The sequence below is a fragment of the Candidatus Didemnitutus sp. genome, assembly GCA_019634575.1.
Classification (GTDB): domain Bacteria; phylum Verrucomicrobiota; class Verrucomicrobiia; order Opitutales; family Opitutaceae; genus Didemnitutus.
In genome coordinates, this window is record JAHCAY010000002.1 from 563,623 (window position 1) to 578,211 (window position 14,589).

A 14,589-nucleotide genomic window follows, 5' to 3' on the forward strand; every position below is an offset into this window, starting at 1 on the left:
GCATGTCCGCTCCCGCCGACTCCTTCGCTTTGTCGCCAATCGCTGCTCCGCTCCGGCGCAACAATCATCGGGCTGCGCTCTTTGATCTCGACGGCGTGCTCGTGGACACCGCGGCCTTCCACTATCGCGCGTGGCGGCGGCTCGCACAGGAACTCGGTTTCGATTTCCCCGAGTCCGCCAACGAAGCCCTGAAAGGGGTCAGCCGCCAGGAATCCCTGGAGATTCTCCTGCGTCATGGCGGCCGCACCGCCAGCACCGCGGAGAAAGCCGCGATGGCGGATCGCAAGAACCGCTGGTATCAGGAGCTGCTCGGCGAACTCGTCCCGGCGCGCGCGCTACCAGGCGCGCGCGCCTGCCTCATCGAACTTCGTCGCCGCGGTGTAAAGATCGCGCTCGGCTCCGCGAGCCGCAACGCCGCCTTCGTTCTCGAACGCCTCGGCATCGCGCACCTGTTCGACGCGATCATCGACGGCACCCGCGTCTCCGCCTCCAAACCAGACCCGGAAGTTTTCCTGCTCGGGGCGCGCGCTCTCGGAGTGGCGCCGGCGGACTGCGTGGTGTTCGAGGACGCCGCTGCCGGCATCGTTGCGGCGAAACGTGCGGGAATGCTCGCGGTCGGCATCGGCCATGCCGCAACGCTCGATGGCGCCGACATCGTCGTGCCCGGCCTCGCCCATTTTTCCATGAACGATCTGTTTCCGTCCGCCCCAGCGATCGCCGCGCCGAAGATCGATTTCGCCGCAAAACCCTTTCACCTCACGCCCGAGGACATCGACTGGGTTCGCTCCGCCCACGCGGCGATGTCGGTCGAGGAGAAACTCGGACAACTCTTCTGCCTTGTGGTGCGGGAGGACGAAACCGAAGCATCCCTCGATCGCACCTTCGAGTTGCTCAAGCCCGGCGGCTTTATGCTGCGTCCGCGGAAAGGCGCAGTCGCCCAGCGCCTGCACCGGCACTTGCAGACGCGCTCAAGCATCCCGCTGCTCCTGGCGGCCAATCTTGAACAAGGCGGCGTCGGCATCGCCGACGACGGCACACGTTTCTCCGCGCCGCTCGGTGTCGCTGCCACCGACGACGAGAAACATGCCTATCGCCTCGGCCTCGTCAGCGGGCGCGAAGGCCGCGCCGTCGGCTGCAATTGGGCTTTCGCGCCGGTCGCTGACATCGATTTCAACTGCCAAAATCCGATCACCAACATCCGCACCTTCGGCTCGGATCCCGCGCGCGTGTCGCGAATGGTGCAGACTTTTCTCCGCGGCTTGCACGAAGAAGGCCTTGCCGCCTCGGTGAAACACTGGCCGGGCGACGGCGTCGATGCGCGCGACCAGCACCTCCACTCTACCGTCAACAACCTCAGTGTCGAAGAATGGGAGCGCACCTACGGCGAAGTATACCGTGCCGCGATCGACGCCGGTGCGGCCACGATCATGGCCGCGCACATCGCGCTCCCCGCGTATTCGCGGCATTTCGCGCCCGACCTCACCGACGCGCAGATCCTCCCCTCGACGCTCTCGCCGGAGTTGATCCGTCACCTGCTGCGCGGCCAGCTCGGCTTCAACGGCCTGATCGTGACCGATGCGACCAACATGGTCGGGATGACCACCGCCATGCCCCGCCGGCGCGCGGTGCCGACCGCGATCGAGATCGGGTGCGACATGTTTCTGTTCACGGTCGATCTGCAGGAGGATCTCGCGTTCATGCGCGAGGGCCTGCGTGACGGCTTGCTGAGCGAAACCCGCCTCGACGAGGCGGTGCTCCGCATCCTCGCGCTCAAAGCCTCGCTCGGCCTGCACCGCCAGCAGCGGAACGGCACATTGGTTCCGGCGCCGGAGGCGCTGTCGGTGCTGCGCTGCGCGGAGCACGAACGCTGGGCCCGCGAATGCGCCGACCGCGCCGTCACGCTCGTAAAAGACACGCAACACCTGCTGCCGCTCTCGCCTGAGCGTCACCGCCGCGTGCTCATCCATGTGCTCGGCGACAAGGGAGGCTATCTCGATAACGGCGGCGGCAACGCCGCTCGCTTCGTCGAATTGCTCCGCGCCGCCGGATTCGTCGTCGAAGTTTTCGATCCCACGGCGCCGGCCAACGCCACGCTGAAATCCAGCGCCGCGATGCGCGCCGACCACGACCTGGTCGTCTATTTCGCCAGCCTGAAGACCGCCAGCAACCAAACCGTCGTGCGCCTGAATTGGGGGCTGCGTCTCGCCTTCGACGCGCCACGCTACGTCACCGAAGTGCCCACGCTCTTCGTCTCCATCGACAACCCCTACCACCTCCAGGACGTCCCGCAGGTGAAGACGTTCATCAACGGCTACACCAGCAATGGCTACGTCATCGAAGCCGTTGTCGAAAAACTGCTCGGCCACTCGCGCTTCACCGGCGTCAGCCCGGTCGATCCCTTCTGCGGCTATTGGGACGCCAAACTCTAACCCCAACTTCGTTCCGCGATGAAAATCCTCCTCCCGCTCGCCCTTGTCGGCGCCGCCGCCTCGTGTCTTTCCGCTTCCGCCCAACCCTCCGCGCCCTCACCGCGCGCGCCGAACGTGCTGTTCGTCATGTCGGACGACCTGAACAACAATCTCGGCGTTTACGGACACCCGCTCGTCAAGTCGCCCAACATCGATCGGCTCGCGCAACGCGGCGTGCGCTTCGACCGCGCCTACTGCCAGTTTCCGCTCTGCAACCCGAGTCGCGCGTCCATGTTCACGGGTCTTCGCCCGGATCAAATCCAGATCTACGACCTCGATACGCATTTCCGTTTCACGACCCCTGAGGTCGTGACGCTGCCGCAGTTGTTCCGTCGCCATGGCTACGAAGCCGTGCGCGTCGGGAAAATCTACCATTTCGGCGTGCCGGAGGAGATCGGTTCACCCGGCTTCGACGATCCCGTGTCGTGGAACAAAACGATCAACCCTTTCGGTCGCGACACCGCGAACAAGGACAAGCTCATCAACTTCACGCCGCAGATCCCCATCGGCGGCGCGCTCGCCTACCGCATCGACGAGGGCCCCGATGAGGAGCAAACCGATGGTTGGGTTGCCACCATGGCGATCCGCGAACTCGGGCGCCTGAAGGAGTCCGGCAAACCTTTCTTCCTCGGAGTCGGCTTCTACCGGCCGCACCTGCCGTTCGTCGCACCGAAGAAATACTTCGACCTCTACCCGCTCGAATCGATCCCCACGCCCGCAGACCCGACCGCGAGCCTGAAGAACGTGCCCGCGCCCGCGTTCGGCACACCGCTGTTCGCCGGGCTCACGCCCAAGCAGCAACGCCTCATGATTCGCGCCTACTACGCCTCGATTTCATTCATGGACGCGCAAGTGGGACGCGTCGTCGACGAGCTCGAACGCCTCGGCCTCGCGGATAACACCATCATCGTCTTTGTGAGCGATCACGGCTTTCTGCTCGGCGAACACGGCCAATGGTGGAAACAGCGGCTGTTCGAAGAATCGATCCGCACCCCGCTCATCATCGCCGCACCGGGTAGCGCACACGGCACGGCGCCGCACCCCGTCGAGTTCGTGGACATCTACCCGACCGTCGCCGAACTCGCGCACATTCCCGCCCCCGCTGGTCTCGCCGGCCGCAGTCTCGTGCCGCTGCTCAAGCAGCCCGCCACACCATGGCCACACGCCGCCTTCTCGCAGACCGCCACCGGCACCGCCATCCGCACCGACCGGTGGGCCTACCATGAATGGGGCGCGGGCGGCGCCGACGGCAAAGAGCTCTACGATCACACGGCCGATCCCGCCGAGAACCACAATCTCGCCAACGATCCTGCCTACGCCTCGGTCGTCGCCGAGTTGAGCGCACAGCTTCGCGCCGCGCTTCCGCCGCGGCCGGCCATCGGCAAACCCGAGCGCCGTCCGTGGTGGCCGAAACGCTCCCCCGGATACATTCCTGACGAAGACCGCTGAGATGCCCACCTCGCTCCCCCAATCCACGCGGGCCTTCTCCGCGCTCGCCGGCCTCGCCGCTGTCGTCGCCCTCCCGTTCCGCGTCCACGCCCAGGAATCGGCGCGACCCAACATCCTCTGGGTCGTCAGCGAGGACAATTCGCCGCGCTTCGTCGGCGCCTATGGCGATCCACTCGCGCGAACGCCCACCTTGGATCGGCTCGCAAGGAACGGCATCGTCTTCGACAAGGTCTACACCGCGCCGGTCTGCGCACCGTCGCGCAGCACGATCATCACCGGCCGCTACGCGGATGGCCTCGGCACCCAAAACATGCGCAGCACGCGCCCGCTGCCGGAGGGCGTGCGCTTTTTCCCTGAATTCCTCCGCGAAGCAGGATACTTCTGCACCAACAACGCGAAGACCGACTACAACACCTCGACGCCCTGGAAGCGCGCCTGGGACGAGGACGGCGCGCAGGCCCACTGGCGTCACCGCCGCGCAGGCCAGCCGTTCTTTGCGGTCTTCAACTTCATGGAATCGCACGAGTCGGCGCTGATCGGCCGCAAGCCGCTCACCACCGATCCCGCCCAGGTGCGCGTGCCCGCCTACCTGCCGGACACGGCGGTCGTGCGCGCCGATCTGGCGCAATACTACGACGCCGTCTCCACGGCTGATCGCGCCATCGCCCGCGTGCTCGCCAACCTCGAGGCCGACGGTCTCGCCGACGACACCATCGTGTTCTACTACTCCGACAACGGCGGCGCCGTCGCGGGCACGAAGCGCTTCCTCAATGAGGAAGGCACACACGTCGCGATGATCGCGCGTTTTCCGAGAAAATACGCGCATCTCGCTCCCGCGACCGCCGGCACCCGCCTCGACGAACTCGTGCACTTGATCGATCTCGCTCCGACGATGCTGAGTCTCTCCGGCGTGCCACCGACGGCGCAATTTCAAGGCCGCGCCTTCGCCGGGCCAGCGCGCAGCGCGGCACCGGAGTTTCTCTTCCAATTCGCCGACCGCATGGACGAGCGCTACAACCTCGTCCGCGCCGTCACGGACGGTCGCTACCGCTACGTGCGCAACTATCATCCCGATCGTCCGTGGGGCCAGCACATCGACTTCCTCTGGCAAACCGCGGCAATGCGCGAATGGGAGCTGCATTTCAAAACCGGCGCGCTCAACGCGGCCCAACGCGCGTTCTTCGAGCCCTCGCCCGCCGAGGCACTCTACGACTGCGCCTCCGATCCGGACAACGTCCGCAATCTCGCCGCCGATCCGGCGCAGACGGAGCGCGTGCAACGCATGCGCGCGGCACTGCGCGCACATCAACTCGCGATCCGCGACACCGGCTTCATGCCGGAACCGATGATGGTTGAGGCGGCCGCTGGCGGCTCGCCTGCCGTTCTGGCGGCGGACGACGCGCGCTATCCGCTCGCGCGCGTGATCGATTTGCTCGACGAGCTTCAACTCGGCGCACCGCGGGCCGATACACGCCTCGCCGACCTCGCCTGCGATCCGCTTCCGGTCGTGCGCTACTGGGCCGCGGTCGCCACGCTGCGCGGCGGTCCTTCATCCGTGACCGCGACGCTGCTGCACGACGCCGATCCGGTCGTGCGTCTCACGGCGGCCGCCGGCGCGCTGCGCCACGCCGACGCGGCTGACGCCTGGCAGGAATTCGAAAATGCCATCCGTCAAACGCAGCGGCCCGAACTGCGCCTCTTCGCGCTCGATTCGCTGGCACGCATCGAGCGTAACGCGCCGAAGTCGCTCGCCGCGCTGCTCGGGCCGCTGTCCGCTTCCGATGTCTTCGGCGGGTTCGATTACTACAACGCCCGTCTCGCCCGCCTTCTCCTCGCCGACTACGGCAGTTTCTCTTCGCGCCGCGCACCGGCGGCCAAACCCTGAGCCATGTCCATCGCGACCGAAAGTCCCGCCGCCAGCTCCGTCGTCGTCGAGCCGCGCGTCGTCGGCTGGATAGAGAAAATCAGCTACGGCTTCGGTGACACGGCGAGCAATCTCGTCTTCCACACCGTCGGCACCTACCTGCTGTTTTTCTACACGGACGTCTATGGTCTGCCCGTCGCGGCGGTCGGCACGCTGTTTCTGTTCACGCGCTTGATGGACGCGGTCTACGACATCGGCGCGGGCATTCTCATCGACAAGACGCGCACACGCTGGGGCAAATGTCGTCCGTGGTTCCTGTGGTGCGCGCTGCCCTACGCGGTGTTCGCCGTGCTGACGTTCCGCGTGCCGGCCTTAGCCGAAAACGGAAAGCTCGTCTACGCCTACATCACCTACAACGTCCTCAGCCTCCTTTACACTGCGATCAACCTGCCGATTTCCGCCATGCTGCCGAGCATGACGCGCAACAGCCAGGAACGCGCGGAGACGAGCTCGGTGCGGATGTTCCTGGCGATCGCGGGCATGTCGGTCGTCACCTACGGCACGATGCCGCTCGTCGGGTTCTTCGGCAACGGCGACAAGGCAAAGGGCTTTTTCTGGACGATGACGCTCTTCGCTTCGGTCGCTTTCGCGTTCTTTCTTCTCACGTTCCTCAACACCCGCGAGCGCTACCAATCCACCGCGCGCGAAGAGCCGTCGATCGCCGACTCGATCCGCTCGAGCCTGCGCAACTGGCCGTGGGCGATCACGCTGCTCCTGAATTTGATCTACTGGTTCGGCTACGCGATGCGCATGCAGACCGCAGTCTACTACCTGCGCTACAATCTGCACCGCGCCGACCTCGTGCCGACGGTGATGCTGACAAATCTCGCCACACTCCCGAGCGTGGTCATCGGCGCCTATCTCTCGCGCCGCATCGGCAAGCGCAACACGATGCTCGTCGGCCTCGTCGGCATGGCGCTCGGCGTCGTGCTGATCGGACTCGCCGGCCCGCGAGACACGGTGTTGCTCATCGGCGGCAACATTGTCGCCAATTTCAGCAAGGGCTTCTATGTCGGCCTGCTCTTCGCGATGATGGCCGACACGGTTGACTACGGCGAATGGAAGACCGGCGTCCGCGCCGCGGGCTTCCTCTTCGCCGCCGCCACGCTCGGTGTGAAACTCGGCCTCGGTTTCGGCGGTGCGTATTCGGCCTGGATGCTCTCGTCGGCCGGCTACGTGCCGAACGCCGAGCAAGCCGCCCCCGCGCTCGCAGCAATCCGCGCGAACTACATCGTCGCGCCCACCGTCTGCACCGGACTGATGGTCGTGCTCCTTCTGCTCTACCGCCTCGACGGCCAGCATGCGCAGATCATGCGCGACCTCGCTGCCCGCCGCGCCGAGGCTAAGACCTGATCGGCCGAGCAAAACGCGACCGCAGTCACGTTCGCCGCGTTCAAGCTTGGCCTCGTTCGGATTTCGTATCGCCTGAGTCACACGCCGCGCGCAGCGGTCGTTCGCGCCGCGCACTTGCCCCATGTTCTGGAGTTCGCTCTCGCAAATTTCTCGGAGAAAAATCGCTTGGCTGGGGCGATTTTTGAAGCGCGGTTCACTGGCGGTGTCGCGGGAGAAAGCACCCTCGGATATCCTAGCGCTACAAGAGCGGCACCCCGTGCGCTCGTCGTCTACCCAACCCAACCCCACCTCCGCCCCCATGAACTCCGTCGTGTCCTGCCGGCACTCGCGCACGCTGTCGTTTGCCTCTGCGTTGCTCTTTATCACCTCGCTTGGATTCGCCCAAACCGTCTCCTCGACCGAGGAGGCGAATCCCGGACCCGAGGCAGAAAAGAAGGCGGCCTCGGATGAGGCCACGCCCAAGAAGGAGGAAATCCTCACCCTCGACCCCTTCGTAGTCTCAAGCACGATCGCGCCGCGCCGAAAGCTCGATTCGGCGGCCGCCGTGACGACCATCGATGTCGAGCGCATGAGCGCCACCGCCCCGATCGGTCTGCCTGAGCTGCTCAAGCAACTCCCCGGCGTCTATGTGACGAGCGTGAGCGGCGAAGGACGCTCGAACATCTACGCCCGCGGACTTCCGCAAACGGGCGGCTTGGTCTTCGTCGGGCTCCAGCAAGACGGCTTGCCGGATATTTCCGAGATGCAGTTCCGCAATATCTGGCAGGACCTCATGGTCCGACCGAGCAACTTCGTGGAACGCGTCGAGAACGTCCGTGGCGGCACTTCCAGCGTGTTCATGAACAACGTCCCGGGCGGCATCATCAATCTGATCACCCGGGAAGGTTCGGATGTTGCCCGCGGTGAGGTTTTGGTCGGCACTTCCGACTATAATCAGATCAAGGTCGAAGCATGGTCCAGCGGTCCGCTCGCCGATCGCACCACGATGGCCGCGGGGGTCTCCTATCGGCGGGACGACGGCATTCGCTCGCCGGGCTACACGGCCAACAAAGGTTACACTCTGCAGGGCAATGTCACCCATCGCTTCGCCAACGGGCGCGGCTCAGTGAAACTCGCGGCCAAATGGGTGCAGGATTACACGGTCAACATCACCGCGATCCCGCTGCAAAACGCCCAAGCTCCGCAGGCCATCCCCGGCGGTTTCCCCATGGGTGCAGGTATCATCGACTCCGCCGACCTCCGCTACACCGTGCTGCCCAATACGCCGCTCGGCACGATCAACTTGGACACCGGCAAGACCGGCCCGAAGCTGGCGACGATCACAGGCACCCTCGAATATCGCCTCGCGGACACGTGGAAGCTCCAAGAGCGCCTCAAATACAGCAACCTCGTCTACAATTCCGCCACGTTGCTGACCTCGTCTGTCGCAACGCCGATTCAGACGCTGATCAATCAAATCGGTGCCGCCGGCGGCACCCAATACGCCGCAGCCAAGTCGGGAGCGAACTATTCCTATCGCCTCTACTACCCGGGCCAGAACGGTGCGTTGATCCCGGACCCGTCCACACTCAACGGCAACGGACTTGCCTGGACCATGACCAACAACGGCACCTATTCCTTCATCGAAAACTACCAGAACGAATTTCGTGTGATCAAAACGCTGCCGAACGAAGGTGCGCTCGCCCTGGGCCTCTACAATAGCTGGCTCGACATGCCGAAGGCCATCACGATCAACAACACGATGTTGGCGGAGATCCGCAACAACCCCCGCCGGCTCGATGTCGAATTCGTGAACGCCACCTCGGGCGCGTCGCTCGGCTACGCGACCTACCAAGGCATTCGGCAGGCCAGCGTGGCCACCGCCTTCCGCCATTACTCGACGAATCAGAAAACCATGGCTCCGTTCGTGAGCTACGAACAACAGTTCGGTAAATGGAGCATCGATGCCGGTGCCAGATACCAGACCAAGAAGGAAACGATGGTCGTCGGCAATCGCTCGAGCTACAATCTCAACCCGACCGGCAGCAATATTCTCGCGCTGCGCAACGCAGGATTTTCGAACGGCACTTTCACCACCGCCAGCTACGACATTTCCGCCACCGCGTGGTCGGTCGGCGCTAACTACCGCATCAATTCCCGCCTCAGCGCCTACGGGCGCGTGACCAGTGCTTATCGCATGCCGATCAGCGACGACTTCTACTCAGCCGCCGCCGCCGGCTCCTCCGACCCTGGCCCGACCAACAAGGTCTACTCCGCCGAGACAGGCGTGAAATACGCGACCCGCAAACTTTCGATCTTCGGCACGCTCATCGCCAGCAAACTGAAGGACCAGCTCTTCTCGGGCCTGGTCTCCCAATCCGACGGCAGCCTGATCGAGCGCAACGTGCTGCGCGACACCGACAGCTACGGCTTGGAACTGGAAGTTATCTACACACCCGTCAAAAGCCTGACCTTCCGCTTCGTCGGCACCGAACAACGCTCGAAGTTCGCCAACGACGCCTTTGTGGCCGACCCCAACTCCACCACCACCGCGATCAACATCAACGGCAACCGCGTGACGAACATCCCGCAACGCTACAGCACACTGAACACGACTTATCGCCTTCCCGAAACGCCCCTCGGTAAGCCGACCGTCGACTTCACCTGGAACTACACGGGAGACATCATGGTGGACGAAGCCAACCGCGCCAAGGTCGCCGGATACAGCCTCTACGACGCCGGTCTGACATTGAAGGCGAACAAATTCACCTACCGCCTTGTCGTGAAGAACCTGCTCGACAGCGACGCCATCGTGAACGGCGACGCCCGCGTCGCACGACTCTTTGCCGACCCGACCGCCTCCTACGTCAACATGCGCGTCGCGCTGCCCCGCTCGATCGTCGGCTCCGTCAGCTATTCCTTCTGATTCCGACTCATCAGCGATAGCTCTCACGGTGCGCCGGCCTCGCTCGACGCACCGTTTTTTATCCCACTTTTCCCCACGCTTCGTCTGAACCGCCTCCGCAACCTCGTCCCTGCCGCCCTAATGAAACGCGCTCTCTCCGCCGCTTCCGTTGTCGCCGCATTCGCCGCCGGATTCGTCAGTCCGGGCGTCGCTGGAGAAACGCCGCCGCGCCCGAACATCCTCTTCATCACCGTCGACGACATGAACTACGACACGCCGGGATGCTTCGGCGGCACCGTCGCAGGTATCACGCCGAACATAGATCGCCTCGCACGCGAAGGCCGCCGCTTCACGCGCGCGCATGTCGCCGTCGCCGTTTGCCAGCCCAGTCGCGAATGCATGATGACCGGCAGCTTCCCCGCCGTGAATGGTGCAACCGGCTTCTACCCGGTGAAGCCCAACGTCGTCACGCTGCAGGAACGGCTCAAAGAGCACGGTTACCAGCTCGGCATCCTCGGCAAAGTCTCCCACTTGAAACCCGCGGAGAAATTCCCGTGGGACATCCAGCACGACCTGCATGAACTCGGCGCTGGTCGCGATCCCGAGCGTTACTACGCGCTCACCGCCGAGTTTATCGCCCAAGCCAAGGTCAGCGAACGACCGTTCTTCCTGATGGCCAATTCGCATGACCCGCACCGCCCGTGGCCCGGCGCCAACCGCGAACGGGAACTCCTCGGCAAACAAGTCGCGCGCAGTGCCTCCGGCCAATCGGAAGACGCCCGCGACGCCGGCGAGGCCCCGCCCTTCGAGATTCCCACGCCGAGTCGCGTCTATTCGCCGGACGAAGTGCCGGTCTTCGGATTCCTCCCCGACCTGCCGGACGTGCGCAAGGAAGTCGCCCAATACTACACCGGCGCCCGCCGCGCCGACCTCACCGTCGGACGAATTCTCGATGCGCTCCGCGACAGCGGCCTGGAATCCAACACGATCGTCGTGTTCCTCAGCGACAACGGCGTCTCACTGCCGTTCGCGAAAAGCAATTGCTACCTCACGAGCACGCGCACGCCGCTGATCATCCGCTGGCCGGGAAGAATCGAACCCGATTCGCAAGACCCGACCAACTTCGTCTCCGCCGTGGATCTCATGCCCACGCTGCTCGAAGCGGCCGCACTTCCGCTGCCCGACGGCATGCAGGGCCGCTCGCTGTTACCGATCCTGCGCGGCGGCACCCAACCCGACCGTGACCACGTTTTCACCTGCTACAACGACACGGTGACGAAGACCTCCTACATCATGCGCTGCCGCCAGGACGCGCGCTTCGGCTACATTTTCAACGCGTGGGCCGACGGCAAAAAAGCCTACCGTTCCGAATCCATGATCGGTCTGACGTTCGAAGCCATGAAGACCGCCGCCGTCGACGATCCGGCCCTCGCCGCTCGCGTCGAGATGCTGATCCATCGCGCGCCCGAAGAACTCTACGATCTCCAGAACGATCCCGGTGCCCTCCGCAACTTGGTCAACGAACCCAAGTATCGCAGCGAAGTCGAAAGGTTCCGCCGCGAAACACTCGCTTGGATGAAAGGCCTCGCCGATCCCGCCGTGGCGAACTTCGAAGCTTTGCTCCGGCACACCTCGCCCGATAACTGAGTGCCCCGGCGAAACTTGGGCCGGCCGCTTCGACACTCTCCATACTCTCGTTGCCGCGTCCCCCCTCCGCCGACCGCCCGCGCGCCCTTTTACGTGTCCACGAAACGGATCGGCCGCTCTGCAGCCTGAGTTGCTCCTACTGACTATTTCCCTGCCGCGCCGGCATCAGCGAACGCGAGATCGTCGTCCTTAACGGTGAAGGTAAGTTCGGCCCCATCCCCAACTACGCCAGCGATGAGCGCGCGGGCGATCCGGGTCTCAAGGTGGCGTTGCAGGAAGCGCTTCAGCGGGCGGGCGCCGAACACCGGATCGTAACCCTTGTCGGCGACCCATTCCTTCGCCTTTGCATCGAGCTTCACGTTCACCCGACGTTCCGACAGACGCTTGTTCAGATCGAGCAACAGGAGGTCCACAATGCGGCCGATTTCCTCCAACGTCAGCGGCTTGAAAAGCACCGTCTCATCAATGCGGTTCAGGAACTCCGGACGGAAGCCCTGACGCAGATCGGCCATGACGGCTTCGCGCGTGCTCTCGGGGATCTCGTCGCCCTTCACACCTTCGAGCAGGTGGCGGCTGCCGATGTTGGACGTCATGATGATTACCGTGTTCTTGAAGTCCACGGTCCGGCCTTGGGAATCAGTGAGGCGACCGTCATCGAGGATCTGCAGCAGGACGTTGAACACGTCGGGGTGCGCCTTCTCGACCTCGTCGAAGAGCACGACGGCATAGGGTTTGCGCCGCACGGCCTCGGTGAGCTGGCCGCCCTCGTCGTAGCCGACGTAGCCCGGAGGCGCGCCGATCAGGCGCGCGACGCTGTGCTTCTCCATGTATTCGGACATGTCGAGGCGGATGAGGTTGGCTTCGGAATCGAAGAGTTGTTCGGCGAGCGTCTTCGCCAGCTCGGTTTTGCCGACGCCGGTCGGGCCGAGAAACAGGAAACTGCCGATCGGGCGACGCGGGTCCTTGATACCGGCGCGGGCGCGAAGGATTGCCTCGCTGACGAGGCGCACGCCTTCGTCCTGGCCGATCACGCGCGTGTGCAACTCGTCTTCGAGGCGGAGCAACTTCTCCTTCTCGCCCTCCATGAGCTTCGTCACGGGAATGTGCGTCCACTTCGAGATGATCTCGGCGATCTCCTCGGCGGAAACTTCCTCCTTCACGAGCGTGGTCTTGGCGGTCGGCGATTTCTCGGCCTTCGCGAGCTCCTTTTCGAGCTGCGGGATGCGGCCGTGTTTCAACTCGGCGATCTTGTTGAGGTCGTAGGCACGCTCGGCCTTGGCCATCTCGAGGCGCGCGGCCTCGAGCTCTTCGCGGACCTTCTGCACGCGGCCGAGGGACTCCTTCTCCTTCTGCCACGTGGCGCGGAGGGCAGTCGCCTGCTCCTTCGTGTCGGCGAGTTCCTTGCGCAGCGCGTCGAGGCGGCGCTTCGACGCGTCGTCCTTTTCCTTCTGCAACGCGGTGTCCTCGATCTCGAGCTGCATCACGCGGCGCTGGAGTTCGTCCAGCTCGGTGGGCAGCGAATCGATCTCGGTGCGGATCATCGCGCAGGCTTCGTCCACAAGGTCGATCGCCTTGTCGGGGAGGAAGCGATCCGCGATGTAGCGGTGCGAGAGAACGGCGGCGGAGACGAGCGCGTTGTCCTGGATGCGCACGCCGTGGTGCAGTTCGAAGCGCTCGCGCAGGCCGCGCAGGATCGAGATCGCGTCCTCGACTGTCGGTTCTTCGACGAGGATCGGCTGGAAACGCCGCTCGAGCGCCGGGTCCTTTTCGATGTGCTGGCGGTATTCGTCGAGCGTCGTGGCACCGATGCAGTGCAACTCGCCGCGCGCGAGCATCGGCTTGAGCAGGTTGCCGGCGTCCATCGCGCCCTCGGTCTTGCCGGCGCCGACGATGGTGTGGAGCTCGTCGATGAAGAGCACGATGCGGCCCTCGGCCTGCTTGACCTCGTTGAGCACAGCCTTCAGGCGCTCCTCGAACTCGCCGCGATATTTCGCACCGGCGATGAGCGCACCCATGTCGAGGGCGAAGACGGTCTTGTCCTTCAAGCCCTCCGGCACGTCGCCGCGCAGGATGCGTTGGGCGAGGCCCTCGACGATGGCGGTCTTGCCCACGCCGGGCTCGCCGATGAGCACGGGGTTGTTCTTGGTCTTGCGCGAAAGGATGCGGATGGCGCGGCGGATCTCGGCGTCACGACCGATCACCGGGTCGAGCTTGCCCTTGCGCGCCTGCGCCACGAGGTCGACGCCGTATTTTTCGAGGGCGTTGTAGGTCGTCTCGGGATTGTCGGACGTCACACGCTGGCTGCCGCGCAGAGTGGCGAGCTCCTTCAACACGCGGGCGCGGTCGAGGCTGAAGCTCTTGAAATACTTCTTCAGCGCCTCGGGTTTCGCGGTGTGGATGAGCGCGAGAAAGAGGTGTTCGACGCTCGTGAACTCGTCCTTGAGCGCGTCGCGTTCCTCCTCGGCGCGCGTGAGCACTTCGTTCAGCGCCTGCGTCACGTAGATTTTCGAGACGTCCACGGCGCCGCTGACTTTCGGCACACGCTCCAGCTCCCGCTCGGCCGCGAGTTGCATGGCGCTCACGGTCAACCCGAGTTTCTCGACCAGCGCGGGCACGATGCCGCCTTCCTGCGCGAGCAGCGCCACGAGCAGGTGCCAGGTGTCCACCTCGTTGTGCGCGCGGCGGCGCGCCTCGTTCTGCGCCTCTTGCACCGCTTGGCGCGACATGACGGTCATCTTTTGCGGGTCCATGATGGTTGCTCCTTCGCAGTTGGCGTTCCAACGACAACATAGCCGCGCCCGAGTGGAACGCCACCGCCGTGACGCGCTCGCTGTGCCACAACGCGCCGCCCCGCGACACGCCGC

7 protein-coding genes are annotated in these 14,589 nt (G+C 64.5%); 6 read left to right on the forward strand and 1 reads right to left on the reverse strand.

Going from position 1 to position 14,589, the window contains the following annotated elements; all coding sequences use genetic code 11:
- The first annotated feature begins 2 nt into the window (after positions 1 to 2).
- The 6 genes from pgmB to KF715_17565 all read left to right on the forward strand — a co-directional run bounded on the left by pgmB (position 3) and on the right by KF715_17565 (position 11,725).
- Complete coding sequence (pgmB, locus tag KF715_17540) at positions 3 to 2,429, forward strand: beta-phosphoglucomutase (GenBank protein ID MBX3738502.1); 2,427 nt, start codon at positions 3 to 5, stop codon at positions 2,427 to 2,429.
- A gap of 18 nt (positions 2,430 to 2,447) precedes the next feature.
- The gene (locus KF715_17545) at positions 2,448 to 3,917 is read left to right on the forward strand and encodes a sulfatase (protein MBX3738503.1); all 1,470 of its coding nucleotides are present in this window, start codon (positions 2,448 to 2,450) and stop codon (positions 3,915 to 3,917) included.
- Between the two features lies 1 nt (position 3,918).
- Entirely contained in the window at positions 3,919 to 5,802 is a 1,884-nt protein-coding gene (locus tag KF715_17550) for a sulfatase (GenBank protein ID MBX3738504.1), read from the forward strand.
- A 3-nt stretch (positions 5,803 to 5,805) separates the two neighbouring features.
- Entirely contained in the window at positions 5,806 to 7,194 is a 1,389-nt protein-coding gene (locus KF715_17555) for an MFS transporter (protein MBX3738505.1), read from the forward strand.
- A gap of 298 nt (positions 7,195 to 7,492) precedes the next feature.
- A complete protein-coding gene (locus tag KF715_17560; protein MBX3738506.1) occupies positions 7,493 to 10,099 on the forward strand; it encodes a TonB-dependent receptor in 2,607 nt (868 codons plus the stop codon).
- A gap of 120 nt (positions 10,100 to 10,219) precedes the next feature.
- Complete coding sequence (locus tag KF715_17565; GenBank protein ID MBX3738507.1) at positions 10,220 to 11,725, forward strand: sulfatase; 1,506 nt, start codon at positions 10,220 to 10,222, stop codon at positions 11,723 to 11,725.
- 143 nt (positions 11,726 to 11,868) lie between these two features.
- On the opposite strand, the gene clpB is transcribed toward KF715_17565, so the two are convergent.
- Positions 11,869 to 14,475: an ATP-dependent chaperone ClpB gene (clpB, locus tag KF715_17570; GenBank protein MBX3738508.1), complete on the reverse strand. Its 2,607-nt coding sequence runs from the start codon at positions 14,473 to 14,475 to the stop codon at positions 11,869 to 11,871.
- Positions 14,476 to 14,589 lie beyond the last annotated feature (114 nt).